Source organism: Stenotrophomonas sp. 05L414_2 (assembly GCF_056397905.1).
Window position 1 is genome coordinate 34,896 of record NZ_JBFTOJ010000001.1, and the last position, 26,384, is coordinate 61,279.

Annotated in this window: 24 protein-coding genes and 2 pseudogenes; 16 read left to right on the forward strand and 10 right to left on the reverse strand. The window is 66.8% G+C overall.

What is annotated here, in order from left to right; all coding sequences use genetic code 11:
* The first annotated feature begins 35 nt into the window (after nt 1-35).
* The 9 genes from AC1DJN_RS00170 (at nt 36) to AC1DJN_RS00210 (ending at nt 7,023) form a co-directional block, all read left to right on the forward strand.
* Entirely contained in the window at nt 36-398 is a 363-nt protein-coding gene (locus AC1DJN_RS00170; RefSeq protein ID WP_025878359.1) for a hypothetical protein, read from the forward strand.
* A gap of 8 nt (nt 399-406) precedes the next feature.
* Nucleotides 407-877: a phage holin family protein gene (locus AC1DJN_RS00175; RefSeq protein WP_442251799.1), complete on the forward strand. Its 471-nt coding sequence runs from the start codon at nt 407-409 to the stop codon at nt 875-877.
* A complete protein-coding gene (locus tag AC1DJN_RS00180) occupies nt 874-1,311 on the forward strand; it encodes a hypothetical protein (RefSeq protein ID WP_025878357.1) in 438 nt (145 codons plus the stop codon). Before AC1DJN_RS00175 ends, AC1DJN_RS00180 begins: the two co-directional genes overlap by 4 nt.
* A 67-nt stretch (nt 1,312-1,378) precedes the next feature.
* Nucleotides 1,379-2,485: an AI-2E family transporter gene (locus AC1DJN_RS00185; RefSeq protein WP_025878356.1), complete on the forward strand. Its 1,107-nt coding sequence runs from the start codon at nt 1,379-1,381 to the stop codon at nt 2,483-2,485.
* 97 nt (nt 2,486-2,582) lie between these two features.
* Nucleotides 2,583-3,053, forward strand: coding sequence for a hypothetical protein (locus AC1DJN_RS00190; RefSeq protein ID WP_032978295.1), 471 nt, complete (start codon nt 2,583-2,585; stop codon nt 3,051-3,053).
* A 62-nt stretch (nt 3,054-3,115) separates the two neighbouring features.
* Nucleotides 3,116-3,844, forward strand: coding sequence for an HAD family hydrolase (locus tag AC1DJN_RS00195; RefSeq protein WP_478038529.1), 729 nt, complete (start codon nt 3,116-3,118; stop codon nt 3,842-3,844).
* A gap of 3 nt (nt 3,845-3,847) precedes the next feature.
* Nucleotides 3,848-5,215 carry a leucyl aminopeptidase family protein gene (locus AC1DJN_RS00200; RefSeq protein WP_032978292.1) on the forward strand — a complete coding sequence of 456 codons (1,368 nt, stop codon included), beginning with the start codon at nt 3,848-3,850 and terminating at the stop codon, nt 5,213-5,215.
* Between the two features lie 168 nt (nt 5,216-5,383).
* Nucleotides 5,384-6,490 carry a catalase family peroxidase gene (locus tag AC1DJN_RS00205; protein WP_025878353.1) on the forward strand — a complete coding sequence of 369 codons (1,107 nt, stop codon included), beginning with the start codon at nt 5,384-5,386 and terminating at the stop codon, nt 6,488-6,490.
* Nucleotides 6,487-7,023 carry a cytochrome b gene (locus AC1DJN_RS00210; protein ID WP_025878352.1) on the forward strand — a complete coding sequence of 179 codons (537 nt, stop codon included), beginning with the start codon at nt 6,487-6,489 and terminating at the stop codon, nt 7,021-7,023. The genes AC1DJN_RS00205 and AC1DJN_RS00210 overlap by 4 nt, the downstream gene beginning before the upstream one ends.
* A 520-nt stretch (nt 7,024-7,543) precedes the next feature.
* On the opposite strand, the gene AC1DJN_RS00215 is transcribed toward AC1DJN_RS00210, so the two are convergent.
* From AC1DJN_RS00215 to AC1DJN_RS00225, 3 genes are read right to left on the reverse strand one after another with little or no spacing between them, the layout of a single operon-like run.
* Nucleotides 7,544-8,146 carry a response regulator transcription factor gene (locus AC1DJN_RS00215; protein ID WP_025878350.1) on the reverse strand — a complete coding sequence of 201 codons (603 nt, stop codon included), beginning with the start codon at nt 8,144-8,146 and terminating at the stop codon, nt 7,544-7,546.
* Nucleotides 8,143-9,357 (reverse strand): sensor histidine kinase, encoded by a 1,215-nt coding sequence (locus AC1DJN_RS00220; protein WP_478013594.1) that lies wholly within the window; start codon nt 9,355-9,357, stop codon nt 8,143-8,145. The genes AC1DJN_RS00215 and AC1DJN_RS00220 overlap by 4 nt, the downstream gene beginning before the upstream one ends.
* 6 nt (nt 9,358-9,363) lie before the next feature.
* Complete coding sequence (locus AC1DJN_RS00225) at nt 9,364-9,699, reverse strand: ATP-binding cassette domain-containing protein (RefSeq protein ID WP_025878348.1); 336 nt, start codon at nt 9,697-9,699, stop codon at nt 9,364-9,366.
* A 202-nt stretch (nt 9,700-9,901) separates the two neighbouring features.
* Here AC1DJN_RS00225 and AC1DJN_RS00230 point away from each other — a divergent pair, with 202 nt between their 5' ends.
* The 4 genes from AC1DJN_RS00230 to AC1DJN_RS00245 all read left to right on the forward strand — a co-directional run bounded on the left by AC1DJN_RS00230 (nt 9,902) and on the right by AC1DJN_RS00245 (nt 14,458).
* A complete protein-coding gene (locus tag AC1DJN_RS00230) occupies nt 9,902-11,149 on the forward strand; it encodes an efflux RND transporter periplasmic adaptor subunit (protein WP_478038533.1) in 1,248 nt (415 codons plus the stop codon).
* Nucleotides 11,150-11,266: 117 nt separating this feature from the next.
* Nucleotides 11,267-11,956 (forward strand): ABC transporter ATP-binding protein, encoded by a 690-nt coding sequence (locus AC1DJN_RS00235; protein ID WP_025878346.1) that lies wholly within the window; start codon nt 11,267-11,269, stop codon nt 11,954-11,956.
* A 14-nt stretch (nt 11,957-11,970) separates the two neighbouring features.
* Nucleotides 11,971-13,128 carry an ABC transporter permease gene (locus AC1DJN_RS00240; RefSeq protein ID WP_282280299.1) on the forward strand — a complete coding sequence of 386 codons (1,158 nt, stop codon included), beginning with the start codon at nt 11,971-11,973 and terminating at the stop codon, nt 13,126-13,128.
* A gap of 13 nt (nt 13,129-13,141) precedes the next feature.
* Nucleotides 13,142-14,458, forward strand: a complete 1,317-nt coding sequence (locus AC1DJN_RS00245; protein WP_025878344.1) for an ABC transporter permease — start codon at nt 13,142-13,144, stop codon at nt 14,456-14,458.
* 74 nt (nt 14,459-14,532) lie between these two features.
* On the opposite strand, the gene AC1DJN_RS00250 is transcribed toward AC1DJN_RS00245, so the two are convergent.
* Nucleotides 14,533-15,009, reverse strand: a complete 477-nt coding sequence (locus tag AC1DJN_RS00250; RefSeq protein WP_478038536.1) for a YrhB domain-containing protein — start codon at nt 15,007-15,009, stop codon at nt 14,533-14,535.
* Between the two features lie 169 nt (nt 15,010-15,178).
* On the opposite strand from AC1DJN_RS00250, the gene AC1DJN_RS00255 reads away from it, so the two are divergent.
* Nucleotides 15,179-18,037 carry a TonB-dependent receptor plug domain-containing protein gene (locus AC1DJN_RS00255; RefSeq protein ID WP_218788439.1) on the forward strand — a complete coding sequence of 953 codons (2,859 nt, stop codon included), beginning with the start codon at nt 15,179-15,181 and terminating at the stop codon, nt 18,035-18,037.
* A 135-nt stretch (nt 18,038-18,172) separates the two neighbouring features.
* Here AC1DJN_RS00255 and rarD read toward each other — a convergent pair whose 3' ends face one another.
* Both rarD and yedA read right to left on the reverse strand, forming a co-directional pair.
* Nucleotides 18,173-19,072, reverse strand: coding sequence for an EamA family transporter RarD (gene rarD / locus AC1DJN_RS00260; RefSeq protein ID WP_025878342.1), 900 nt, complete (start codon nt 19,070-19,072; stop codon nt 18,173-18,175).
* Complete coding sequence (gene yedA, locus AC1DJN_RS00265; protein WP_025878341.1) at nt 19,069-19,974, reverse strand: drug/metabolite exporter YedA; 906 nt, start codon at nt 19,972-19,974, stop codon at nt 19,069-19,071. Before yedA ends, rarD begins: the two co-directional genes overlap by 4 nt.
* Before the next feature lie 221 nt (nt 19,975-20,195).
* On the opposite strand from yedA, the gene AC1DJN_RS00270 reads away from it, so the two are divergent.
* Both AC1DJN_RS00270 and AC1DJN_RS00275 read left to right on the forward strand, forming a co-directional pair.
* Complete coding sequence (locus AC1DJN_RS00270) at nt 20,196-21,530, forward strand: MFS transporter (RefSeq protein WP_478038539.1); 1,335 nt, start codon at nt 20,196-20,198, stop codon at nt 21,528-21,530.
* 31 nt (nt 21,531-21,561) lie between these two features.
* Nucleotides 21,562-21,897, forward strand: coding sequence for a hypothetical protein (locus AC1DJN_RS00275; RefSeq protein ID WP_051501712.1), 336 nt, complete (start codon nt 21,562-21,564; stop codon nt 21,895-21,897).
* On the opposite strand, the pseudogene AC1DJN_RS00280 reads toward AC1DJN_RS00275, so the two are convergent.
* The 4 genes and pseudogenes from AC1DJN_RS00280 to AC1DJN_RS00295 all read right to left on the reverse strand — a co-directional run.
* Nucleotides 21,884-23,527: pseudogene (locus AC1DJN_RS00280) on the reverse strand (M28 family metallopeptidase); the annotation flags it as partial. The gene AC1DJN_RS00275 and the pseudogene AC1DJN_RS00280 overlap by 14 nt on opposite strands.
* 149 nt (nt 23,528-23,676) lie before the next feature.
* Entirely contained in the window at nt 23,677-24,609 is a 933-nt protein-coding gene (locus AC1DJN_RS00285) for an MBL fold metallo-hydrolase (RefSeq protein ID WP_478038541.1), read from the reverse strand.
* Nucleotides 24,610-24,743: 134 nt separating this feature from the next.
* A pseudogene (locus tag AC1DJN_RS00290) lies at nt 24,744-24,923 on the reverse strand (hypothetical protein); the annotation flags it as partial.
* Between the two features lie 126 nt (nt 24,924-25,049).
* Nucleotides 25,050-26,342: a tryptophan--tRNA ligase gene (locus AC1DJN_RS00295; protein ID WP_478038543.1), complete on the reverse strand. Its 1,293-nt coding sequence runs from the start codon at nt 26,340-26,342 to the stop codon at nt 25,050-25,052.
* Nucleotides 26,343-26,384: the final 42 nt, after the last annotated feature.

Consider the following 26,384-nt stretch of genomic DNA (forward strand, 5'->3'; position numbering starts at 1 on the left):
ATCGCCCGTTCCCCCATCGCAACAGGAGTGATTCGATGAGCCCCACCAATACCGAGAACCTGAAGGACCACCTGGGTGAAGCCGGTTCCCACCTGAAGCAGGCCGCCAGCGCTGCCGGCGGTGCGATCAAGGGCGCTACCGGCGCCGCGACCGATGAACTGCGCATCGGCAAGGCCAACGTCAAGGCTGAACTTTCCGACAGCGCGCTGTCGGGCCTGGCTGCTGCCGAGTTCGGTGGTGCCGCCGCCAAGGAACAGGTCGACGCGCTGATGGACAAGGGCAAGGACCTGATCGACAGCGCTGCTGAGCTGATCCGCGAACGTCCGCTGGCCTCGTTCGGCGTGGCCTTCGCTACCGGCTGGATCATCGCCAAGCTGGCCCGCGGCAGCGACAAGTAAGCTGCGGCGTGAGCGAAGACACCACGCAACGTCCTGATCCGGCGGCCACGCCGCCGTTGGACGAAAGCATCCGCCAGGTCGGCGCAGCCGGCCAGGCGACTGCCGATTCGGCCAAGCACTCACTGCGTTCGCTGCGCCGGTTGGCGTCGGCGGACTTCGCGCTGGCGCGCAGCGCATTCGGCCGCGCATTGGCCTGGGCCGGCGTCGCCATCGTGTTCGGTGCGTCGGCCTGGCTGTTGCTGGCCGCCACCCTCATCGCCCTGCTGCAGAGCTTCGGCCTGAGCTGGCTGCAGGCCCTGCTGATCACCTCGCTGCTGAGCCTGGCCGTCACCGGCTATGCGATCTGGCGCGTTTCCTACTTCTTCCACCACACCGGCATGCACGCCACCCGGCGTCAGTTGTCCCGGTTGGGCCTGTTCGATGAGCCCACCGATGATGATCCCGATGCCGGCGTGCAGATCCCGGAGGGCAAGCCATGAAGTTCGGTGCACTGCAGCGGCGTGTGAAACGTTGCGAACAGGTGATGGCCGTGCGCCTCGGCGAGACCCAGGACCACTGGAACGTGCTCAGCCAGGTCTGGCGACAGGGCTGGTCGCCACTGCGCATCGTGGTGGTGGGTCTGGCCGGCGGATTCATCGCCGGCAAGCTGGAGGTTCCGGGCAAGGTCAACGGAGCGCGTTGGCTGCAGATGGTCGGTTCGGTGTCCAGCCTGTTCGCCAGCGCCCAGGCCGCGTTTGCTTCGGTGGTGGCGGCGCAGGCGGCGGAAACCGCAGACGATGCCGCCGACCAGGTGGATGAGGCGGCCGGGCCGCCACCCGCCGCTGCGGCACGACCGGCAGCACGCCCGGTGGCCGAGCCCGAGCTGCGTGAGCCCCGTCCGGCCGAAGCGGCGACCGAGATGTCCGAACGTTGACGAACCTTACCCGCCGCGTTGATCGCGGCGGGCCGATAATGGGCTTCTCTTTCTGGTCGGTGCGTCGATGAGCGAGTCCCTGTTGTCCCCGTCGTCGCCTGCGCCGGACGAGTCCGCACCCCTGCCGCCGCCCTCGCGCCCACGTGGCCCGATGTCGCTGGTGATCCTGGCGACCCTGGCCGTGGCGTTCACCCTGTGGGCGGCGCAGGACATCATCCTGCCGGTCCTGCTGGCGATGTTCTTCGCCCTAGTCGGCAACCCCATCCTGCGCCTGCTGCAGAAGCTGTGGATTCCGCGCGCGCTCGGCGCCCTGCTGGTGCTGGGCGCCGGCCTGGGCGTGACCGGTGCGCTGGCGGTGCAGCTGATCGGCCCGGCGATGGACTGGGCACAGGAAGCACCGCAGCAGCTGCGCAAGGTTGCGCGCCAGGTGCAGGACCTGACCAAGCCGGTGCAGCAGGCCAACCAGGCCGCAGAGAATTTCGCGCGCGTGGCCGGCGGCGACGGCAACCGCAAGGTGCAGGTGATCCGCACCCAGCTGGACGACCCCTACCGGATGCTCACCCGTGCGCCGCGGCTGGCCGCCTCGGTGCTGGCCGTCGTGCTGCTGACGCTGTTCTTCATGATCTACGGCCAGAGCCTGCAGCGTGCAGCGATCGCCCTGTTCCCGAACCGGCAGCAGCAGCGTTTCACCAGTGACATCCTGCGCTCGATCGAGCATGAGGTGTCGCGCTACGTATTGACCATCAGCGTGATCAACACGGTGGTCGGCCTGCTGTTGGCCGGGGTGCTGATGCTGCTGGGCATCGGCCTGCAGGAGGCGCTGCTGTGGGGAACCGTGGCGGCGCTGCTGAATTTCGCGCCCTATGTCGGTCCGCTGCTCGGCGTCGCATTGATGCTGCTGATGGGCTTTGTCGAGTTCCGCGACCCGCTGCAGGCACTGCTGCCTGCGGCCGCCTACCTGGCCCTGCATACCCTGGAAGGGCAGCTGGTGACGCCGATCGTGCTTGGTCGGCAGATGAAACTGTCACCGCTGGTGCTGATCCTGGCGCTGATGGTGTTCGGCTGGGCCTGGGGCATGATCGGCCTGCTGCTGGCGGTGCCGCTGCTGGTCTGCATCAAGCTGGTGCTGGCGCGGCTGGACGGCATGCACGGCTGGGCGCGGCTGCTGGAGTGAGGCGCGCTCCATCGACGGGCGTGCGGGGAGAGGAACGGTGGGACGGCGAAGGCTGGCAGAATATGCGCCCGCTTTTTCCCAGGATGGAACCCTCCCCATGTTCTCTTTCGCGCGTCGATGCCTCGCCCTGACCTGCCTGGCCGCCCCCGCCTTCGCCGCCGCCCCGCCCAGTGCGGAAGTGGCCCGCACCCAGCTGGTGGAGGCCATCACCTGCCAGCGCCATCTCACGCCCGAACAGTTCGATGCCATGGCCAAGGTGCTGATGCCCGCCGGGGCCAAGACCAGGGACGAGTACGACGACGGCTACACACTGGCCTCGCCGCTGATGGTGCTTGGCCTGCCGGTGACCCATGTGACTTCCTACGACGGCTCCAGCGGCGAGGATGGCGTGGACAGTTACACGGCGTACTTCGGCAGCGCGGAAATCAGCAAGGTCGCCGCCTTGGCGAAGATGCCGCCGCCGGTGGCCGGTGGCTACCGGCGCGAAGTGGGCAGGCATGACCTGAGCGTCGATCGCGTCGATGGCCAGACCGTCCTGTACTGCTCCTACGACCTGCGCAGCCACTGACGGCGGCGGCGCCTGCCCGCCGCGCGCATGAAAGCCCGCGCGGGCAGGCGTAGAATGGCGGGGTGAAATTCCCTGTCCTTGCCATCACCCTCGACCTCGACGATACGCTGTGGCCGTTCGCTCCGATCGGCGCCCGCATCGACCAGGTCCTGTTCGACTGGATGCGCGAACACAGCCCCGCCACCGCCGCGATGTATCCGGTGGCGGCCMTGCGCGAACTGCGCGAGCGCTCGTTCCGCGACAACCCCCACCTGCATTTCGACCTGAGCGCGCTGCGCCGGCTGACGATCCAGGAGGCGCTGGAAAACAGTGGCGCCAGCCTGGATCTTCTGGAACCGGCGTATGAAGTGTTCTACGCCGCGCGCAACCAGGTGGAGTGCTACCCCGATGCGCTGGACGCACTGGCGCGTATCGCCGCGCGGGTGCCGGTGGCCGCGTTGAGCAACGGCAACGCCGATCTGGAACGGATCGGCCTGGCCCATCACTTCAGCTTCCAGCTGGGCGCGCGCGAGCATGGCGCGGCCAAGCCGGAAGCGAGCATTTTCCACGCTGCCTGCGACCGCCTGGGCGTCGCCCCGGCGCAGGTGCTGCACGTGGGCGACCACGTCGAGATGGACGTGGCCGGCGCGATGGCTGCCGGCCTGCGCGGCTGCTGGATCAACCGCGAAGCGGCCACCTGGAACCATCCGCAGCTGCAGCCTGACCTGCAGTTCGACACCCTCACCGGCCTGGCCGATTGGCTCGATGCCAACCTCGACGCCGCCGACGCTGACGCATCCCGGAGTACCTGACGCATGAGCGAGATCACTGGCTTCACCGCCGACACCACCGCCGCACTGCCGCTGCACGTGCTGGACCGCAGCCAGTTCGAGGCGTGGAAGAACAGCCAATCTGCTGCCACCCAGGCGTGGTTGAAGTCGCAGGGCTTCACTGCGGGCGCGCATTCGGTTGCGCTGCTGCCCGGCGCCGATGGCCTGGCTGGCGCGGTGATCGGCGTCGGTGATCGTGCCGATGCCTACAGCTACGCCCATGCACCGCATGCCCTGCCGGAAGGTAGCGTGTGGCAGCTGGCCAGCGAACTGCCGGCCGCCGAGCAGGCGCTGCTGCAGCTGGGCTGGGGCCTGGGCAGCTACCGCTTCGACCGCTACCGCAAGCGCAACCGCGCGCCGGCCCAGCTGGTGGCTGCACCGACCGGCGAAGTGGCCGACCTGATCGCCGCCAGCCTGCGCGTGCGTGACTGGGTCAACACGCCGACCGAAGACATGGGCCCGCAGCAGCTGGAAGACGCCGCGCGTGCCCTGGCTGAAGCGCATGGCGCGCAGGTGGAAGCCATCACCGGCGACGAACTGCTGGCGCAGAACTTCCCGGCCATCCATGCGGTGGGCCGTGCCTCGCACCGTGCGCCGCGGCTGATCGTGCTGCGCTGGGGCAAGGAGACCGACCCGGCGCTGGCACTGGTCGGCAAGGGCGTGTGCTTCGATACCGGCGGCCTGGACATCAAGCCGGCCGATGGCATGCGCAACATGAAGAAGGACATGGGCGGCGCCGCACACGCGCTGGCCCTGGCCGGGCTGGTGATGGCCCAGCAGCTGCCGGTGCGCCTGACCCTGCTGGTACCGGCGGTGGAAAATGCGATCGGCCCGGATGCCTTCCGTCCGGGCGAAGTGATCGCCACCCGCAAGGGCCTGAGCGTGGAGATCGACAACACCGATGCCGAAGGCCGGGTGATCCTGTGCGACGCGCTGACGTTCGCCGGTGAGCAGAAGCCGGACCTGGTGCTGGACTTCGCCACGCTGACCGGCGCGGCACGCATCGCGCTGGGCCCGGACCTGCCGGCGCTGTTCAGCAACGATGACACGCTCGCCCAGCAGTGGCTGCAGGCTGGCGACGCCACCCGTGACCCGGTGTGGCGCATGCCGTTGTGGCGCCCGTACCTGCGTTACCTGAGCAGCGGCATCGCCGACCTGGCCAACGCCGGTTCGCGCATGGCCGGCTCGGTCACCGCCGCGCTGTACCTGGAACGCTTCCTGGAAGACGGACAGCGCTGGGCACATCTGGACGTGTATGCCTGGAACGATGGCGAGCGCCCGGGCCGCCCGGCCGGTGGCGAAGCCCTGGCCCTGCGTTCGGCCTGGACGATGCTGAAGGCACGTTACGGCTGATGGAGCCGCCGGGCATGGCCCGGCGCTGCCCATGCCGGTGGGTGCCGACCTTGGTCGGCACTGCATCAACCTGCAAATCTGACGAAAAATTGAATTTCGGCCCCGGCCGGGTTCTGCGAGGATGGTGTGGTCGCCCACCCACACATCCGTGAAGGCAGGACTCCGACCATGTCGCTCTTCCGCTACACCCGCGCCGGCCAGGAGCCGGGCGCGCCGCGCCGGCATTCGCCCTTGCCCTGGATCGCGCTGATCGCACTGATCCTGGGCATCGTTGCCCTCGCCTTCGCCTGGCTGGCCGGTTGGATCGGCCGCGACCGGCTGACCGCACAGCGCTTCACCGACACCATCGAGGCCACCGGCCCTGCACATCCCGGCTTCCGCCGCGCGCACAGCAAAGGGGTGTGCGTGAGCGGCTGGTTCGAACCCAGCGCACAGGCGCCCACGCTGTCCAGCGCACGGGTGTTCTCGCAGGCGAAGGTTCCGGTGCTGGGCCGGCTGTCGATCGGCGGCGGCGATCCGCACGGCGCCGATGGCAGCGCGCGCGTGCGCAGCATCGCCGTGCAGCTGGTGGGCGATGACGGGCAGGAATGGCGGATGGCGATGAACAGCTTCCCGTTCTTCGCCGTGCCCACCGCCGAGGCGTTCTACGAGCAGACCCGCGCGCAGATTCCGGATCCGGCCACCGGCAAGCCCGACCCGCAGAAGATGGCGGCCGTGCTGGCCAGATACCCCAGCGCACAGGCCTTCCAGCAGTGGGCCAAGAGCGCACCGTGGACCAGCAGCTGGGCCAACACCACCTTCAACAGCGTCAACAGTTTCTGGTTCACCAACGCGCAGGGACAGAAGCGCGCGGTGCGCTGGCGCTGGCAGCCGCAGGCGCCGCTGGTGGAGATGGATGCGGAGGCGCGCAAGCAGGCCAATGTCGATTTCCTCAGCCAGGAACTGCAGCAGCGCCTGGCCACCGGCCCGGTGCGCTGGAACCTGGTGGTCAGCCTGGCCGCGCCGGGCGATGCCATTGATGATCCCTCGGTGCCGTGGCCTGAATCGCGCGAACAGGTGGTGGCGGGCGTGCTCAGCCTCGACCGCATGCAGTCGCAGGAAGAAGGCGCCTGCGGCCAGCTCAACTTCGATCCGCTGATCGTGCCCAGCGGCGTGCGCGGCAGCGACGACCCGATCCTGGCTGCGCGCTCGGCGGTGTATTCGCAGTCGTTCAACCGCCGCGAGCGCGAGCGCGCCAGCGGTGCGGCGGCACAGACGAAGGGGGAAGCACGATGAGTACCGGCAACGGCCACTTCAACCTGCTCGCCCGGGTGCTGCACTGGTCCATGGCGCTGATGATCATCGCCATGCTGTTCATCGGCGTGACCATGGTCGCCTCGCTGCACCTGCGCCCCATGCTGATCGACCTGCACCGGCCGCTGGGTATCGCCATCCTGCTGCTGGCGGTGCTGCGCCTGTACAACCGCCTGCGCCACCGCCCACCGCCGCTGCCAGCGGATCTTCCCGCGTGGCAGGTGCTGGCCGCGAAGGCTTCGCACTGGATGCTGTACGCGTTGATGCTGGCGATGCCGCTGATCGGCTGGGCGATGCTGTCGGCCGGCGGCTACCCGATCGTGCTGGGCGGTGGCCTGCACCTGCCGCCGATCGTGCCGCACACGCCAGCGCTGTACGCCGCGCTGCGCAATGCGCACAGCCTGCTGGCATACGTGTTGTTCGCCACGGTGCTGATGCACGTGGGTGCGGCGCTGTTCCACCTGTGGGTGCGCCGCGATGGCGTGTTCCAGGCGATGGCACGCGGGAAGGATTGAATGGGTTCGCCGGGGGTTCCCGGCTGCCCTTTTCCGCGACTGCGGAGGGGTGTCACTTTTCTTTTCGCGCGAAAAGAAAAGTAACCAAAAGAAACGCGCCGCCAGCCGCGAGCCGKCGTGCTKCGCACGCCGGTRCCCTGYGYTCCTCGGTCCGTCGAGGGACGGCGCGGGAACTCGCTGCGCTCAGACACCCGCGCCTCTTCGCCCTCGCCGGMCCTGCGGTGCTCGGCTCGCTTSAAGGCGGACCCAACGTCAAARGCCGCAGCTGCACCCAGTAGATCCACGCCATGCGTGGATGCCTTTGCCGTTGATCTTGACCTTCCATTCCGCCTTCTAGCGAGCCGAGCATCGCAGGGGAATCAGGGGCGAAGAGGCGCCGATGTCTGAGCGCAGCGAGTTCGGCGCCGTCCCCTGATTCACCGAGAAGCGCAGGGTACTGGTGCGCAGCACCGGCTCGCGGCCGGCGGCGTGTTTCTTTTGGTTACTTTTCTTTTCACGCGAAAAGAAAAGTGACGCCCCGCTACAACCACCCCTTCTGCCGTGCCAGCCGATACGCCTCAATCCGGTTGGCCACGCCCAGCTTGCCGATGCATTCGGACAGGTAATTGCGCACCGTGCCGTGCGACAGCCCCAGCTGCTCGGCGATCTCACTGGCGGTGCGGCCCTCGCCTGCCAAGCGCAGTACGCGGCGCTCGCGGTCGGTCAGCGGGTCGGCCTGCGACCACGCATCCAGCGCCAGCTGCGGATCGATCGCACGGATGCCCTGCTTCACCTTGCGCAGTGCCTCGGCCAGGTTCTCGGCCGGTGCATCTTTCAGCAGATAGCCCAGTACACCCGCTTCCAATGCGCGACGCAGGAAACCGGCACGGGCGAAGGTGGTCACGATCACCACCTTGATCGGCAGTTCATGGCGGGCGATGCGCTGGGCCAGTTCCAGCCCGCTCAGCCCCGGCATCTCAATGTCGGTGACCAGGATGTCCGGCTGCAGCTGCTGCAGCATGCGCCAGGCGGCTTCGCCGTCGGCAGCACTGCCCAGTACCTCGATATCCGGTTCCAGGCCCAGCAACGCCGACAATGCGCCACGCACCATCGCCTGATCCTCGGCCAGCAGGATGCGGATCATGCCGCGCCTCCCTGTGCCAGCGATGCCGGCGACAGCGGCGTAGTCGCGGCCACCAGGGGCACGCGCACGGTCAGCAGCGTGCCTTCCCCGCGCGGCGACTGCAGCGTCAACTGGCCACCCAGCGCCGCTGCGCGCTCACGCATGCCACACAATCCGTTGCCCTCGGCCTGCACACCACCACGGCCGTCATCGCGTATCTGCATCACCAACTGTCGGTCCTCAAGCATGAAATCCACCTGCACCCGGGTCGCCTGCGCGTGGCGCACGATGTTGGTCGCCGCCTCGCGCAGCACCAGTGCCAGCCCACGCTCTACCTCCACTGGCATCGGTGGCGGCGGCATGTACTGCAGGTGTACCTGTTGGCATTCCAGCAGCAGGCGTGCCGAGGCCAGCTCGCCGGCCAGGTCGCTGGCGCGGATGCCGGTGACCGCACTGCGTACCTGCGCCAGCGCCTCGCGGGCAATCTCCTCGGCCTCGCCGATTTCCTGCCGGGCACGCGCGTCATCGCGGTCGTACAGCTTGCGCGCCAGTTCCAGCTTCAGCGTGATCAATGACAGCGTATGCCCCAGCAGGTCATGCAGATCACGGCCGATGCGCTCGCGCTCGGCGGTGGTCGCCAGGCGCCGCACCTCGTCCTGGGACAGCTGCAGGGCAACGTCGCGCTGATGGCTCAAGGCCTCCACGTTGACCACCAGCCCGACAATGAACGACACCGCCGGCATCCACACCATGGCCTGCCACGGATAACCGAAGTAGAGCGCGGTGCTGCAGAACAGGAGATTCAGGCCAGTGAGCTGCAACAGGTACACCCACCAGCCGCCGCGGCTGCTCATGCGGATCATCACGCAGCCGAACACGAAGTAGCTCAGTCCCGACGGATACCACGGCAGCAGCACCAGGGCCATCGCAATCATGCCCAGCGCGTAGCGCCAGGCGTGGTGCCGTGGCGCCAGCATCACCCTGGCATAGAACAGCAGGAACAACGGATAGCTGGCCAGCGTCAGCAACAACCAGCGCAGCGTGAAGCCATTCCCGAGCACCGGGGTAAGGAAGATCCAGACCGACCACAGCAGGTGGATCGCACCACTCCAGGGCGACTTGCCACGCCGCAGCAGTTCGGCCACCGCCGAATCCGGGGCAGGGCGCAGCAGGGACGCAAGCCAGCTCGGTGGCACGGAAGATTCCAGGCGGGGACGATCGCTGCCGATCATGCCAGTTCAGCCGACCCGGCGCAGGCGCCGACACGCCTGCGCCACCAGTTCATCCACCTGCAGCATCGGCGGCAGGCTGGTGCTCTGCAGCATCACGCCGAGGCCGAGCCGCTGATCGCGCTGCTGCGGATCACCGCCCAGCAGCTCGACCTGGCCGGCGTCGGCACGGCGCAGGCCCAACAGCACGCTGATCGCGGTACTCTTGCCGGCACCGTTGCGGCCCAGCAGGGCCAGTACCTGGCCAGCGCGCACCTGCAGGTCGATGCCGTGCAGGGCGGTATGGTCGCGGTAACGCACCTGCACCTGCTGCAGGCGGGCCAGCGACGGAGCGATCGTATCCATGGGCGGTACCGGTAGCGGGGACGTTGCCATCCTGTGCCGCCGTGGTCACATTTCGCAGTTGCCGCCGTCAATGACATCGGATGACAGCTGTCACTGCCATCGCCGATGCACCTGCCTTCATGCTGTGCCGCACGCTCCACCGCCGGAACCGCCGCTGCCTGCCCTTCCGGTCACACCCGCCCGAACGCCTGTGATGGAACGAATGAACGCTTCTGCCGAGCTGTTGAAGGAACTCCGTATCGACCGCAAGTCGCCACCGCCCGCCTCCAGTGGCGGCAGTGGTGGCCGCCGCTGGCTGTGGATCGCCGTGGCCGTGATCATCGTGCTGCTGGCCGGTGGTGCATTCGCACTGTTCGGCCGCGCGCCCACCGTGGAAGTGGACACCGCGCCGGCGGTGGCCATCCAGCAGGGCAGCGCCAGCAGCTCGGTGCTCGACGCCAGCGGCTACGTGGTCGCCCGGCGCATGGCCACGGTGTCGGCCAAGATCACCGGCAAGGTGCGCGAGGTGATGATCGAAGAAGGCATGCGGGTGGAACAGGGGCAGATCATGGCCACCCTGGACCCGATCGATGCCGACGCGCAGCGCAACCTGTACGCCTCGCAGCTGCAGGCCGCACGCAGCCAGGTGGTCGGCCTGGAAGCCCAGCAGAAGCAGGCCGCCGCTGAAGCCAGCCGCCTGCAGGCGCTGGTCGGCCAGCAGCTGGTCTCGCGTTCGCAGTACGACCAGGCCGTGGCCCAGCGTGACAGCCTGCGTGCGCAGCTGGAAACCGCACGACGCAACGTCAAGGTTGCCAACGACCAGCTGTCCATCGCCGACCTTGGCGTGGACAACAACATCGTGCGCGCGCCGTTCTCCGGCGTGGTCACCGCCAAGGCCGCGCAGCCCGGCGAAATCGTCTCGCCGCTGTCGGCCGGTGGTGGCTTCACCCGTACCGGCATCGGCACCATCGTCGACATGGAATCGCTGGAGATCGAAGTCGAGGTCGGCGAARCCTTCATCGGCCGCGTGCAGCCGAAGATGCCGGTGGAAGCCACGCTCAACGCCTACCCGGACTGGAAGATCCCGGCCGAGGTGATCGCCATCGTCCCCACCGCTGACCGCGGCAAGGCCACGGTGAAGGTACGGGTCACACTGAAGGTGAAAGATCCGCGCATCGTGCCGGAGATGGGCGTGCGGGTCAGCTTCCTGGAACAGGCCAAGCCGCAGACCGAAGCCAAGCCACAGGGCGTGCGCGTTCCGGCCACTGCGGTGGTCGAGCGTGAGGGCGCGTCGGTGGCCTTCGCACTGGGCGATGACAACCGTGTGCAGCAACGCACGGTCGAGGCGGGCCAGGCGATGGGCAAGGACCGCCAGATCCTCAAGGGCGTGAGCGCGGGGGAGTCGGTGGTGGTCAACCCGCTGGACACCCTGCGCGACGGCACCAGGGTCAAGCAGAAGCAAGCGCAGTAACGGCCCGGCGCCCGCATGGCGCCACCGGCAGTACCGCTGGAAAGCACCACTGTTCGACGCGTGCCGGCCGTTGGCCGGGACGCATCCCCGTTTCCCGCCTTTCGTGGAGAACCACCCATGTCGACCCTGGTTTCACTGCGCAACATCACCAAGACCTACCAGCGTGGCCCCGAAAAGGTGCAGGTGCTGCACGGCATCGACCTGGATATCGCCAGCGGCGATTTCGTCGCGCTGATGGGCCCGTCCGGTTCCGGCAAGACCACCCTGCTCAACCTGATCGGCGGTCTGGACAACCCCACCGGCGGCGAGATCAGCATCGAAGGCGAGCGCATCGACCAGATGAGCGGCGGCCAGCTGTCGACGTGGCGCAGCCATCATGTCGGCTTCGTGTTCCAGTTCTACAACCTGATGCCGATGCTGACCGCGCAGAAGAACGTGGAACTGCCGTTGCTGCTGACCCACCTCAGCGCGGCGCAGCGCAAGCGCAATGCCGAGATCGCGCTGACCCTGGTCGGCCTGGCCGACCGCCGCAGCCATCGCCCCAACGAACTGTCCGGCGGCCAGCAGCAGCGCGTGGCGATCGCCCGCGCGATCGTCTCCGACCCGACCTTCCTGATCTGCGACGAACCTACCGGCGATCTTGACCGCCAGTCCGCCGAAGAGATCCTGGGCCTGCTGCAGCAACTCAACCGCGAACAYGGCAAGACCATCATCATGGTCACCCATGACCCGAAGGCTGCCGAGTACGCCACCCACACGGTGCACCTGGACAAGGGCGAGCTGGCCGACGCGCCGCTGGCCCACTGACGGAGGCCACAGCGATGAAATACTTCTCGTTGGTCTGGGCGCAGCTGTTCCGCAGCCGCACCCGCACCCTGTTGACCCTGCTGTCGGTGGTGGCCGCGTTCCTGCTGTTCGGCATGCTCGACTCGGTGCGCGTGGCGTTCTCGTCCGGTGGCAGCGTGGAAGGTGCCAACCGGTTGGTGGTGGCTTCGCGCCTGTCGATCACCCAGTCGCTGCCGATCCGCCTGGAAACGCAGATCCGCCAGGTCAGCGGCGTGCGCGATGTCACCTACGGCATGTGGTTCGGCGGCATCTACCAGGACCCGAAGAACTTCTTCCCCAACTTCTCGGTGGCGCCCAACTACTTCGATGTCTACCGCGAGCTGCAGATCGACCCGGCGCAGCTGCAGGACTGGCAGCAGACCCGTACCGGCGCGATCGTCGGCGAGACGCTGGCCAAGCAGTTCGGCTGGAAGATCGGCGACACCATCCCGCTGCAGGCCACCATCTTCCCGCGTGGCGGCAGCAACGACTGGCCGCTGGAACTGAAGGGCATCTATCGCTCGAAGGATCGCGCACTGGCGGCCAATGAAGAACGCCAGTTGATGATGAACTGGAAGTACTTCGATGAGTCCAACGACTACATCAAGAACCAGGTGAGCTGGTACACGGTGACGCTGGACAACCCGGAGCAGTCGTCGAGAGTGGCGCAGGCCATCGATGCGATCTCGGCCAACTCCGACCACGAAACCAAGACCCAGACCGAATCGGCGTTCCAGCAGGCGTTCGTGAAACAGTTCGCCGACATCGGCATGATCGTCACCTCGATCATGGGCGCGGTGTTCTTCACCCTGCTGCTGTTGACCGGCAACACCATGGCCCAGGCGGTGCGCGAGCGCGTTCCGGAACTGGCCACGCTGAAGACGCTGGGCTTCAAGGACGGCACGGTGCTGACCCTGGTGATGGTCGAATCGGTGCTGCTGATCGGCCTCGGTGGACTGATCGGCATGGGCCTGGCGGCGCTGATCCTGCCGGCCATCAGCCCCAAGAGCATGGGCATGCTGCCGCCGCACGTACCGACGCCGACCTGGCTGGTGGGCATCGTCCTGATCGTGGTGATCGGCATCGTGGTCGGGCTGCTGCCCGCACTGCGCGCCAAGCGCCTGAAGATCGTCGACGCGCTCGCCGGCCGCTGAAGAGGACACCGACATGAACAAGCTCAAGAAGTGGCTGGGGAACGCGGTGACCGTGCTGCTGCTGGTCGTTGGCCTGGTGGTTTGGATCAGCCTGCCGTGGATCGGCGTCGCTGCCATCGCGGTGCTGCTGGGGCTGTGGCTGGCGCTCACCCGCAGTGGCCGGCTGGCCCTGGCCGCCACCCGCATCGGCATCGCCAGCCTGCCGCAACGCTGGGGTGCCTCCTCGGTGATCGTGGTCGGCATCGCCGGCGTGGTCGGCGTACTGGTCGCGATGCTGGCGATGGGCGAAGGCTTCCAGGCCACGCTCAACAACACCGGCGATGACACCACCGCGATCGTGCTGCGCGGCGGTTCGCAGGCCGAGACCAACTCGGTCATCACCCGCGAACAGGTCCCGACGCTGTCCACCCTGCCCGGCATCACCCGCGATGCGCAGGGGCGGCCGCTGCTGTCGCCGGAACTCTCGCAGGTGGTCAACCTGGTGTCCAAGGCCGATGGCACCGACGTCAATGCACAGTTCCGCGGTGTCGGCCCGCAGGCGTGGGCCGTGCATGACAAGGTCAAGATCGTCGAAGGCCGCCGGTTCGCCGCCGGCCTGCGCGAGATCGTGGTCGGCCAGGGCGCCAGGAGCCAGTTCCGCGACATGGATGTTGGCAAAACGCTCACCCTGGGCAACCAGACCTGGACGGTCGTGGGCGTGTTCGCTACCGGCGATGCGCATGACTCGGAACTGTGGACCGACGCCGACACGCTGGCCACCACCTACCAGCGCAGTGCCTGGCAGTCGATCAGCGTGCGTACCGACGGCAAGGCCGGCTTCGAGCAGTTCAAGGCCGCCGTGGCCGCCGATCCGCGCCTGAAGCTGGACGTGGAAACCACCCGCGTCTACTACAGCAAGCAGGGTGGTGGGTTGACCAAGCTGATCGACATCCTCGGCAAGGTGATCGGCACCATCATGGCAGTGGGCGCCGTGTTCGGTGCGCTCAACACGATGTATGCCGCCGTGGCCACACGCGCACGCGAGATCGCCACCATGCGTGCGATCGGCTTCCGTGGCCTGCCGGTGGTGACTGCAGTGATGCTGGAAACCATGCTGCTGGCGCTGCTCGGTGGACTGCTGGGATGTGCGGTGGCGTGGCTGCTGTTCAACGGCTACAGCGTGTCCACCATCGGCAGCAACTTCAGCGCGGTGGTGTTCAAGTTCCATGTATCGCCGGAACTGCTGTGGAGCGGGTTGAAGTGGGCGCTGGGCATCGGCCTGGTGGGCGGGTTGTTCCCGGCGCTGCGCGCGGCACGCCTGCCGATCACCACGGCGCTGCGCGAGACCTGAGCATCACGCATTGATTTATTGAGCGTTGCGCAGGGGACGGGGCGAAAGCTCCGTCCCTTTTTCGTTCCCGGAATTCAGAAGTCCACCGACGTGGCTTCAGATGGCGGGGTACGCGAGGCCAGATGCTGACGCAGGGCTTCCTCCGGCGCACATGCCGTGCACAGCGGGTGCTGATCGCCCGTATGCCTGTCGAAGAAGATCGGTCCATTGCCGGCCAACGCATCCGATATCTCGCCGGATTGCAGGTAGCGCAGCGATTGGAAACAGAACAGCCAGCCTTCGACGACTTCATGCTCGTGCGTGATGACAACCGGTTCATCGTCGGTGGCAAGTGYAGCCTCCACTCGGCGGCGTGCCTCTTCGAGGTGGATCATCCCTTCATCTCCTTCTTTCGACGACAACGCGAAGAGCGTTTCATGCGGGACGGAGTACCACAACTGATAGCTACGTGCGTACTGCGATGCGTTGTTGCAACCACTCAAGCGTGCCGGGTTCGTGCCGCTATCGGTGCCTCTGCCCATCGCAAACGCATCGCGCGTGACGTTGCGCACAGTGCACCTGTGGATTGTTGGTTGCGATTCATTTTCGCGGCGTTACAGCGCGCGCGGACAAACAGTTACCGATGAAAACACTCTAGAATCCGGCCCCCACGTTGGTTTGCAGCACCCCACGCGTCCATAGAACGGACGCATGTTTTTTCTGAAACACGAGATTTCACGGATGTCCCTGAAGACCACCCCGCTGCGCAACGCGATCGTCATCGCGCTGGCCGCCAGCTGCACCACGCCCGCTTTCGCACAGGAAGCCGGCGATACCCCCACCAACCTCGACCGCATCGAGATCACCGGCTCGCGCATCCGCCAGGCCAGTGTCGAGACCGCGCAGCCGGTGGTGGCACTCAACCGCGCCGACATCGAGAAGAAGGGCTACGTCAACGTTGCCGACATCCTGCAGGACGTCACTGCAGCCGGCGCACCGAGCCTGAGCCGTTCGTCCTCGCTGAGCTCCTCGCGCGATTTCGGCGGCATGTATGTCAGCCTGCGCAACCTCGGCCCGGAACGCAGCCTGGTGCTGATCGACGGCCGCCGCATGGGCGTCAGCGCCGGCGGTTACTCCGACCTGGCCTCGATTCCGTCGGCGATCGTCGAACGCGTCGAAGTGCTGACCGATGGCGCCTCGGCGCTGTACGGCTCGGACGCCATCGCCGGCGTGGTCAACATCATCACCCGCAAGAACTTCGACGGTGGCGAAGCCAGCGTCTATGTCGGCCAGTACGGTGAAGGCGACGGCCAGAAGCGCTCCTACAGCGCCACCTTCGGCAAGACCTTCGACCGCGGCTGGTTCAGCGTCGGCGCCGAGCGCACCAAGGAAGACGAAATCCTCGGCGATGCGCGCGAGTTCAGCCGCTACCCGGGTGGCCCGCGCCATGCCGACGACGTCGACGCGCTGAGCCCGACCACCCAGTGGGGCACGGTCACCGTCGGTGGCAAGCCGCTGACCGTGGGCCCGGGCGGCGACCCGAGCAGCGCTGGCAACTTCCACACGCCGGATCCGGCTGACGGCGCCAACGCCAAGACCAACATGAGCCTGCTGAGCGGCCTGGAGCGCACCTCGGTGTTCGCCAACGGCGGCTTCTCGATCACCGACAACCTGCGCATCGTCGCCGATGCGCTGTACAGCAAGCGCGAGTCGACCAAGCACCTGGCCGGCTACCCGTACTCGGTCTCGGCTGCGCAGTCGCGCAACGGCACGCGCGCTGCGCTGTCCAAGGACAGCACCTTCAACAAGTGGGGCCAGGACGTGCTGTTCTCGCACCGCACCGAAGAGCTGCCGCGCGGTACCGAGAACACGCTGGAAACCAAGCGTGCCAGCCTCGGCCTGGAAGGCAGCTTCGAAACCGGTTCGCGCTACTGGGACTGGAACGTCAGCTACATGTACAACCGCAATGAAGGCGAGCGCGTTGGCACGGGCAGCATGTACCAGCCGAACGTCAACCTCGCCGTCGGCCCGTCCTTCATGGACGGCGACGTGGCCCGCTGCGGTACGCCGGGTGCGGTGATCGCCGGCTGCGTGCCGTGGAATCCGGCTGCGCCGATGGGCTACACCGGCCCGGGCTCGCTGGGCAACCAGGACGTGCAGGACTACCTGTTCACCCGCTTCGTCGACAAGATGCGCAGCACCACCAAGGTCGCCAGCGCCAACATCTCCGGCTCGCTGTTCAGCCTGCCGGCCGGCGACATCATGGGCGCGATGGGCTTTGAGCACCGCAGCGAAGAAGCCAGCTACACCCCGGACCTGATGGTGCAGAAGGGCCAGATCGCCGGCACCACCGGCCAGCCGACCCGTGGCGACTACTCGCTCAACGAGGTCTACCTGGAAATGCAGGTGCCGCTGCTGGCCGACATGGCCTTCGCCCGCGAGCTGTCGCTGGACCTGGCCGGTCGCTACACCGACTACAACACCTTCGGTTCGACCACCAACAGCAAGTTCGGCCTGAAGTGGAAGCCGATCGACAGCCTGCTGGTACGCGCCACCTACGGCACCGGCTTCCGTGCACCGACCGTGGACGATCTCTACGGCGGCGCGGTTTCCAGCCGCGATTCGTTCACCGATCCGTGCGATACGAAGTTCGGCATCGCCGCCAGCAGCCCGACCGTGGCAGCACGCTGCCAGGCGCTGAACGTGCCCGCCAACTTCCGTCAGCAGACCGGTTCGGACGGCAACCTTGCCAACCGCCCGGGCCAGCAGGCCACCTCCGATTTCAACTCCGGTTCCAACCCGGAACTGAAGCCGGAAACCGCCAAGACCTGGACCGTCGGCCTGGTCTACAGCCCGGAATTCGTGCAGGGCCTGGACGTCAGCCTGGACTGGTGGAAGATCCGCATCGACAACGCCATCGTGGGCGAGTCGGCTACCGACATCCTCAACCAGTGCTACGTGCAGGGCGTGGATTCGGCATGCGGTCGCTTCACCCGTTCCACCGCTGCGGCCACCCGCGGCCAGGTCTCGGCGCTGGATCGTTCGCTGGTCAACGCCGGCTACCGCGAAACCGCCGGCTATGACATCGGTGTGCGTTACCGCCTGCCGGAAACCGCATACGGCAAGTTCGCCATCAACTGGAACACCACCTACACCGACTACCTGGAGCAGCGCAACGACAGCGCCGCCACCACCCCGGTGGAGCAGCGCGTGGGCTGGGCCGGTGACTTCCGCGTACGTTCGACCTTCAACCTGGATTGGCAGTACGGCAACCTCGGCATCGGCTGGACCGCCCGTTACTACTCGGGCATGAAGGAAGCCTGCTCGTACGATCTGGGCGGTGGCCCGGACTGCAACATGGCCGACTTTGTTTCGCCGTATACCGATGCACAGCCGAGCCGCAAGGTGGGTTCCAACACCTTCCACGACCTGCAGGTGCGTTACAGCCTGCCGTGGGATGGCACCGTGTCGTTGGGCCTGAACAACGTGTTCGACCACCAGGGTCCGATCATGTACAGCCAGCCCAACAGCAGCTTCACCTACTACGGTGGCTTCGACATCGGTCGTTTCATGTACATGAAGTACCAGCAGCGCTTCTAAGCCTGCAACCGCGTTCCCGCCCCGGCCAACTCTCTCCTGGCCGTGGATGGAAGCAGAACGGCGCCCCTCGGGGCGCCGTTCTTTTTTGCGGCGTCGGATCCCTTTGCATCGCGAAGGGATCTGACCCCGGAGGCGCTACCGTTTCGCGCCGCGCATCGCCCGTACGTTGTCACCGACGTACAGGACCAACCCGGCCCAGATCGCCGCAAAACCAATCGCCTTGCCGGTGTCGAACGCTTCGTGGAAGAAGAACACGCCCAGCAGCAGCTGCAGGCTCGGTGCGATGTACTGCAGGATGCCGACCAGCGACAGCGGGATGCGCTTGACCCCGTAGGCGAAGCCGATCAGCGGCACCGCCGTGATCACCCCGCCGAAAATCAGCATCAGGTCGTTTGCCCAGCCCCAGCCACCGAAGAAGCCACCGCCATGGCCGTTTTCCGACCAMAGCGCGAAGCCCAGCGCGGGCAGGAACAGGTACAGGCTTTCCACGCCCAGCCCGGCCACCGGATCGACCGACACCAGCTTGCGCAGCAGGCCGTACAGGCCGAACGAGCACGCCAGGCCCAGCGCGATCCACGGCGGCGTGCCCGCATCGATGGTCAGCCAGGCCACGCCCACCGCGGCGATGGCTACCGCCAGCCACTGCACGCGGCGCAGGCGCTCCTTCAGCACCAGCACGCCCAGCAGAACGTTCACCAGCGGGTTGATGAAATAGCCCAGGCTGGTTTCGATCACATGCCCTGCGTTGATCGCCCAGATGTACAGGCCCCAGTTGAAGGCGATGGTCAGGCTCGATACCGCCAGGATCGGCAGCGCGCGCGGTTGCGCGGCGATCTTCTTCCACCAACCCAGCCGTGATGCGATCAGCAGCCAGGCCACCACCAGCACGGTGCTCCAGATGATGCGGTGGGCGATGATCTGGAACGAAGGCACTTCGTTGAGCAGATGCCAGTACACCGGCACCAGCCCCCACAGCACGAAGGTGGAGGCAGTGATCAACAGGCCCCGTCGCTGTTCTTTCTCGTCCATGCTCATCGCTTGCGTGTCCTTGCCATCGTCAGTACCACCACACCCAGAAGTATCACCGCCATGGCCAGGAAGTCGCGCCAACCAAAGCGTTCACCATTCAATGCAGCCCCCAACAGGACAGCAATCACCGGATTGACGTAGGCATAGCTGCCGGCCAGCGCCGGGCGCACGTTCTGCAGCAGCCAGACGTAAGCGGTGAACGCCACGATCGAACCGAACACGCACAGGTAGGCCATCGCCAGCAGGCCACCGCTGTCGGGCAGGGTGGTGGGGCGCTCGCCGACGACCAGGCCGATCAGCACCAGCAGCACGCCACCGCAGATCATCTGCCCGGCGGCCGTCATGAACGGCCCCGGCAGATCCTGCCCGCGTGCCCACACCGAGCCGAACGCCCAGCCGACCGGCGCGATCAGCAGCAGCACCAGCCCGGTGGGCGATGCGGTCAGGCTGCTGCCGGCGTTGAGCCAGACCACGCCGACGAAGCCAACGGCGATGCCCAGCCATTCGCCCTTGCTGGCATGCTGCCCGCGCAGGGCCGAGAACAGCGCCATCCACAACGGCACCGAGGCCACCGCGGTAGCGGCCAGGCCGGATGACACCTCGCGTTCGGCCAGCACCACCATGCCGTTGCCCAGCACCAGCATGGTCACGCCCATGATGACCAGGTTGCGCCACTGCCGCAGGGTGGGTCTGGGCATCTTCCAGAACAGGCGCAGCGCCAGGTACATCAGGCCGCCGGCAATGATGAACCGGCTGCCGGAGACCATCGTCAGTGGCAGCGCGCCGCCATGCAGGGCCTTGGCGATACCCAGGTAGGTCGAGCCCCAGACCACGTAGACCAGCAGCAGTGCCAGCACGACAAGGCCGCCCCGTGGGGCAGCCGCAGACGGAACGGGGGGAGCCGACATGACGCACCAGGGAGCTGGGGGAACACGGATTTTAGGACGTTTTGGTTATGGTCCGGCAGCCCATGTAGTGGCACGCTGTCATCCATCCATGCCCCGCCCGCCCCTTCCGGCACCCGGCGTTGACGTGGGTTGCAGTACCAAGGAGGCTGGCCGGCAGCGCACCGCGCGCCTGGCAGCGCAATTTCCCGCATGGACGCACCGCATCGAGGATCCCCACCCGGATGAGCACTACGTCCCAATCCGCTGTCCCCAGCACCGACGGCGCCGCCCTGCGGCGTTCCATCTCCAACACCCTCAAAGGCTCCGCCGGCAACCTGGTGGAGTGGTACGACGTCTACGTGTACTCGGTGTTCGCCGTGTACTTCGAATCGCAGTTCTTCTCGCCTGAAGACAAGAACTCCACCCTGTACGTGTGGGCGATCTTCGCCGCGACCTTCCTGATGCGCCCGATCGGCGCATGGTTCTTCGGTCGCTTCGCCGACCGTCATGGCCGTCGCCTTGCATTGACCGTGTCGGTCACGCTGATGGCCTTCTGCTCGYTCATCATCGCCATCACCCCCACCGCTGCCAGCATCGGCATCTGGGCGGCGATCATCCTGCTGTTCGCGCGCCTGCTGCAGGGCTTCGCCACCGGTGGCGAGTACGGTGCCAGCGCCACCTACATGTCCGAGGCCGCCATTCCGGGCCGCCGCGGCTTCCTGTCCTCGTTCCACTACGTCACCCTGGTGGGCGGCCATGTGCTGGCACAGCTGACCCTGTTCGTGATGCTGACGTTCTGGGCCAAGCCGGAAATCTCCGAGTGGGGCTGGCGCATCGCCTTCGGCATCGGTGGCATCGCCGCCGTGGTCGTGTTCTGGCTGCGCCGTGGCATGGACGAGTCGCTGTCGGAATCCTCCATCGAAGCCGCGCGCGAGGGCAAGGACAAGAAGTCCGGCTCGATGTACGAACTGTTCGTGCACCAGTGGCGTCCGCTGCTGCTGTGCTTCCTGATCACCGCCGGTGGCACCATCGCCTTCTACACCTACTCGGTGAACGGCCCGAAGATGATCCAGAGCGCCTTCGCCGGCAACGACCCGATGACCGGCACCCTGATCAACCTGGGCGTGCTGGCCTTCCTGATGGTGTTGCAGCCGGTCGGCGGCTGGCTGTCGGACATCATCGGCCGCAAGAGCCTGCTGGTGTTCTTCGGTGTGGGCGGCGTGCTGTACAGCTGGTACCTGATCACCCAGCTGCCGCACCAGCACGATGCCACCCTCGCCTTCCTCACCCTGGCACTGGGCTTTGTCATCCTCACCGGYTACACCTCSATCAACGCCGTGGTGAAGGCAGAGCTGTTCCCCACCCACATCCGTGCGCTGGGCGTGGGCTTCGGCTATGCATTGGCCAACTCGCTGTTCGGCGGCACCGCACCGCTGCTGTACCAGGGCGCATTGAAGACCGGCCACGTGGACTGGTTCGCCATCTACGTCACCGCGACGATCGCGGTATCGTTGGTGGTCTATGTGTTCTTCCTCACCAACAAGGGCCCCAACTGGCTCGACGGCACGCGCAAGTAAACGCGCCGTAGTGATCGCGGCCACCGGTGCAATGCCGGTGGCCGCCGCGTCTCCTGCCACGCCGCTGGTATGGCTCGCACTGGGCCTGGGCGCGGCGACCCTGCTGGCATGGCTGATCCGCCGGCCCGACGCCCAGGCGAGTTGGCCACGTATCGGCTTCGGTATTGCCCTGCTGGCGTTCTGCGTTGCCCTGGTGTTGCAGCTGGCAGTGGATCTGGGCAGCGGTGCCAGCACCCTGCATCTGCGTCTGAGCCGGGGCATCAACCCCGCACCGGTGGCCAGCCTGCGTACGATGGTGGCGTGTTACCTGGGCGCGCTCGTCGCCGCCGGTTGGGGCGCGTGGAAGCTGCTGCGGCCACGTGGCTGAAGATGCGGTAGTGCCGGCCGCTGGCCGGCAATTGCACATCCGGCCAGCGACGGCTGTTGGCCAGTTCGGCGCCCAGGTCATAGACCAGCAGGGTGTCGGCCGCGTGGCCCGCCGGATCCCAGCTCGGCGTCCATGCATCGCAGGCCTGGTGGTAGCAGTCGGCGAAGTACTTCTCGCGCAGCGCGCGACCGGCCTCGACGCCGCCCTCAAGCTTGTCCAGGCCCGGGCCGATGGTGATCGCCGGAACGCCCAGGCGGGCGAAGGCGAAGTGGTCGGCACGGTAGAAGAAGCCGGCTTCCAGGTTCGGATCCGGGCTGTAGCTGCGGCCACGGGCCTTGGCCACGCGTTCCAGGTCGCCTTCCAGCGACACCCGGCCCTTGCCCCACGAGGCGATGTCACGGGTGGCACCATCCGGGCTGAACATCTCGATGTTCAGCACCGCAGCGGTCTTGTCCAGCGGCGCCAGCGGGTGCGCGGCGTAGTAGCTGGCGCCCAGCAGGCCCTTCTCTTCGGCGGTCAGGGCGACGAAGTACAGGGTGCGCTGCGGCTGCGGGCCGGCGGCGAACACCCGGCCCAGTTCCAGCACGGTGGCCACGCCGGTGGCGTTGTCGATCGCACCACGGCGGATACGATCACCCCTGGCGTCGGCCTGGCCGATGCCGAAGGCATCCCAGTGCGCCGAGAAGATCACCGCCTCATCGGCGTGCTCGCCGCCGGGCAGCTTGGCCACCACGTTGCGGGTCACCACCTGCTCGCGCTTGAGCGCGAAATCGACGCTCAGCTTCGCGTTGTCCAGCGCAACCGGGCGGAAGTCCGCACTCATCGCCTTGCGCTTCTCTGCATCGAAATCCAGGCCGGCGTCGGCGAAGATCTGTTCGGCCAGCTCACGCTGCATCCAGCCACGCAGCGGCGTATGCTGGGCCATCGCCTCGGCCTGGCCGCGCTCGATGTCGAACAGCGGCGAGGTGCCCGAACTCTTCACCGTGGCCCAGCCATAGGCGGCCGGTGCGGTCTCGTGCACGATCAGCACGCCTTCGGCACCCCGGCGCGCGGCTTCCTCGAACTTGTAGGTCCAGCGGCCGTAGTAGGTCACCGCCTTGCCATCGAACGCACCTGGCGCGTCGGCTTCAAAATCGGCATCGTTGATCAATACCACGGCGATCTTGCCGTGCAGGTCCACGTCCTTGTAGTCGTTCCAGTGGCGCTCGGGCGCATCGATGCCGTAGCCGACGAACACCAACGGCGCCTCCTTGATCTGCACGCGCTTGCGCGGCTGCAGGCTCTGCAGGGTCACGTCCACGCCATTGGCCAGCGCGCGCTTGCCGCCCTTCAGGGCGAGACTGGCCTTGGCCTGGCCGTCCAGCTGCGCGCGCACCAGCGGCACCGGCTGTACCCAGCTGCCGTCCACGCCACCCGGCTGCAGGCCGTAGCTGCGGAACTGCTCGATCAGGTACTGCACGGTGCGTTCTTCGCCTTCGGTGGCCGGTGCACGGCCTTCGAATTCGTCCGATGCCAGCACGCGCACATGACGCGACAGCGCCTGCGGATCGATGCCGCCGCCGGGCAGGTCATTGGCCGCATGGGCCAGGCCACCGACGAACAGGCAGGACGACAGCAGCAACACGCGCATCGGGTTCACGGCAACACCACGGCTAGCTTGAAAGTCACCAGAGTGTAACGTGGTCGTGACATCGCGGCGCGGCCCGGGACCGTGTCATCCACGCATGGCGTGGATCTACCAGGGGCGCAGCGGATCTCCGCCGCCAGGGAGTGCGCAGGTCAGCGCGATACACGGTCCAGCCAGCAGGCCAGGCCCTGCGCGTTGAGTTYGATATCCATCGCCAGTACTTCGCCCACTGCAGCCTGGTCCAGCGCGCAGCCATGCTGCTGTGCACGCTCCAGGTACAGCGCCTGCAACGCGGCCAACAGGCAGCGATGACGATCGGGGCGACCGTCGCACTGGCGGCCGATTGCCGCCATCGCATCAATCTGTTCGAACAGATCCTCGGCCAGCTTTTCGACCTGTTCGACACGACCGTAATGGGTCAGGTACATCGCCCGCGGTGCGTAACCGAGCATGCGCTGGATCGACGCCTTCATCGCGTCCGGGTCGAACTGCACCGGCGATGAGGTGGGGAAGATGAAAGCGCCCTGCGCGCTGTCCAGCTCGCGGTAGGAGATACCGAAGGTATCGCCGGTGAACCAGCTGCGGCTGCGCGCATCCCACACGCAGTAGTGGTGCAGCGCGTGGCCCGGGGTATGCAGCAGCACCAGCTCGCGGCCGGCCAGGTCGATGCACTGGCCGTCGTCAGCCACCACCACGCGCTGCTCGGGAATCGCTTCGATGCGGCCATAGCTGCGGGCGATTTCCTCAGCGCCATAAACGGCCGTGGCACCGGCGATCAACCGGGTCGGATCGATCATGTGCGGCGCGCCGCGCGGATGCAGCACCGCGCGCGCATTGGGCAACTGCTGCATCAGCAGGCCAGCGCCACCGGCATGATCCAGGTGCACGTGGGTCAGCAGCAGCCAGTCCACCGCCTCCACGCCCAGCCCGTTGTCGGCCAGGGCCTGCAGCATCGCTGGCACCGACAGGCCGGTACCGCAGTCGACGAACGCGGCGCGACCGTTTTCGATGATCAGGTAGGCGGCATCGAAATCAGGCCGTTGGAAACCGGTATCGATGGTGTGGATGCTGGGATCGGCGGTCATCGACGCGCACCTGGCAGGATCGGGAACAGACACCCATGGTAGGCGCGCCGGCATGGCGTGATCGATGCGGCTTTGGTCGGATGGTGCCGGCCGCTGGCCGGCAACCCCCGGGTATCCAGGTTAATTCACTTTCCTACCAGACCGATGTGGTGGCCCCACAGCATCGCCACGATGCTCAGGGCCAGCGCCAGTGCCAGCGTAGCGCCATCGAACAGGCGTCGCCGCGCGGTACGCGGCTGGCGCGGAAACAGCCAGTACAGGCTGCCCAGCAGGATGAACCAGGGCAGGAACAGCAGCAGCGACAACCAGGCCATCGCAGACTCCATGTCATCGCGCCGAAGGCGCGCGGACATCATGCCATGGGTGCACTGCCGTGGTAGTGCCGGCCGCTGGCCGGCATTTCGCCCTCAACAGCGCCGACCAAGGTCGGCATCTAGCTATCAGTCGGCGCGCAGCACAGCCAGCGCCGCCAGCACCGCATCCACCTCGGCTTCCAGCTTGAACAGGTCGCTCTGCAGCTGGTCACCCTGCTCGGCCTGCTTCAGCACCGCGATCAGCTGGCCGGCATCGCGCGGCGAGTCGAAGCCTTCGCTCTGGATCAGCAGCGTGCCGTCACCGGCGGTCAGCTTGAAGTAGAAACGGCCGTCCTTCTCGCGGTACTGCTTGAACAGCGGCGGAGCGGCGCGGGCTTCACCGGCATCTTCGCTGGCGATGTCGCCGGCATCGGACAGATCACGCAGGCCCACCGCATGGCGCAGTTCTTCCAGCAGCGGTGCCGCCAGCTGCTCACGCAACTGCTGGCCACGGCGCTTGAGCAGTGCTTCGATCTTCTCCGGCTCGGCCATCAGCGCGTTGTAGCGCTCGCGCAGCGGCGACAGTTCGCTGTCGATGCGCTCGAACAGCTGCTGCTTGGCATCGCCCCAGCTGATGCCATCGGCGAAGGCCTTGGCGAAGGCAGCGGTCTGCTCCGGGGTGGCGAACGCCTGGTACATCTGGAACAGCGCCGAACCTTCGGTGTCCTTCGGCTCGCCCGGGGCACGCGAGTCGGTCAGGATCGAGAACACCAGCTTCTTCAGCTCCTCGCGCGGCACGAACAGCGGAATGGTGTTGTSGTAGCTCTTGCTCATCTTGCGGCCATCCAGGCCCGCCAGGGTTGCCACCTGCTCGTCGATCACCACGTCCGGCAGCGGGAAATATTCCTTGCCGTACACATGGTTGAAGCGCTGGGCGAAGTCGCGCGCCATCTCGATGTGCTGGATCTGGTCACGGCCCACCGGTACCTGGTTGGCCTTGAASATCAGGATGTCSGCCGCCATCAGCACCGGGTACATGAACAGGCCGGCGCTGACACCTGCGTCCTCGTCCTGGCCTTCCTCCCGGTTCTTGTCCACCGCCGCCTTGTAGGCATGGGCGCGGTTGAGGATGCCCTTGCTGGCGATGGCGGTCAGGAACCACATCAGCTCGGTGGTCTCGCGGATGTCACTCTGGCGATAGAACCACACGTGTTCCGGGTCCAGGCCACAGGCCAGCCAGCTGGCAGCGATCTCCAGGGTCGCGCGCTGGGTGCGCTGCGGGTCCTGCGACTTGATCAGGCTGTGCAGATCGGCCAGGAAGAAGAAGCTCTCGATGTCCGGCGCGCGGCTGGCCGCAATGGCCGGGCGGATGGCGCCAACGTAGTTGCCCAGGTGGGGCGTGCCGGAGGGGGTGATACCGGTAAGGACTCGGGTCGTCATGACTGCGTGCGGAAACCTTCTATGAACGCGGCCAGTTTACCG

Excerpts from the sequence above, each read along its gene's own strand:
- AC1DJN_RS00275 (WP_051501712.1), top strand. The coding sequence starts at position 21,562 with ATGCCGGTGGCCGCCGCGTCTCCTGCCACGCCGCTGGTATGGCTCGCA.
- AC1DJN_RS00180 (WP_025878357.1), top strand. The coding sequence starts at position 874 with ATGAAGTTCGGTGCACTGCAGCGGCGTGTGAAACGTTGCGAACAGGTG.
- AC1DJN_RS00210 (WP_025878352.1), top strand. The coding sequence starts at position 6,487 with ATGAGTACCGGCAACGGCCACTTCAACCTGCTCGCCCGGGTGCTGCAC.
- AC1DJN_RS00240 (WP_282280299.1), top strand. The coding sequence starts at position 11,971 with ATGAAATACTTCTCGTTGGTCTGGGCGCAGCTGTTCCGCAGCCGCACC.
- AC1DJN_RS00255 (WP_218788439.1), top strand. The coding sequence starts at position 15,179 with ATGTCCCTGAAGACCACCCCGCTGCGCAACGCGATCGTCATCGCGCTG.
- AC1DJN_RS00205 (WP_025878353.1), top strand. The coding sequence starts at position 5,384 with ATGTCGCTCTTCCGCTACACCCGCGCCGGCCAGGAGCCGGGCGCGCCG.
- AC1DJN_RS00215 (WP_025878350.1), bottom strand. The coding sequence starts at position 8,146 with ATGATCCGCATCCTGCTGGCCGAGGATCAGGCGATGGTGCGTGGCGCA.
- AC1DJN_RS00190 (WP_032978295.1), top strand. The coding sequence starts at position 2,583 with ATGTTCTCTTTCGCGCGTCGATGCCTCGCCCTGACCTGCCTGGCCGCC.
- AC1DJN_RS00200 (WP_032978292.1), top strand. The coding sequence starts at position 3,848 with ATGAGCGAGATCACTGGCTTCACCGCCGACACCACCGCCGCACTGCCG.
- yedA (WP_025878341.1), bottom strand. The coding sequence starts at position 19,974 with ATGTCGGCTCCCCCCGTTCCGTCTGCGGCTGCCCCACGGGGCGGCCTT.
- AC1DJN_RS00185 (WP_025878356.1), top strand. The coding sequence starts at position 1,379 with ATGAGCGAGTCCCTGTTGTCCCCGTCGTCGCCTGCGCCGGACGAGTCC.
- AC1DJN_RS00220 (WP_478013594.1), bottom strand. The coding sequence starts at position 9,357 with ATGATCGGCAGCGATCGTCCCCGCCTGGAATCTTCCGTGCCACCGAGC.
- AC1DJN_RS00170 (WP_025878359.1), top strand. The coding sequence starts at position 36 with ATGAGCCCCACCAATACCGAGAACCTGAAGGACCACCTGGGTGAAGCC.
- AC1DJN_RS00245 (WP_025878344.1), top strand. The coding sequence starts at position 13,142 with ATGAACAAGCTCAAGAAGTGGCTGGGGAACGCGGTGACCGTGCTGCTG.
- AC1DJN_RS00225 (WP_025878348.1), bottom strand. The coding sequence starts at position 9,699 with ATGGATACGATCGCTCCGTCGCTGGCCCGCCTGCAGCAGGTGCAGGTG.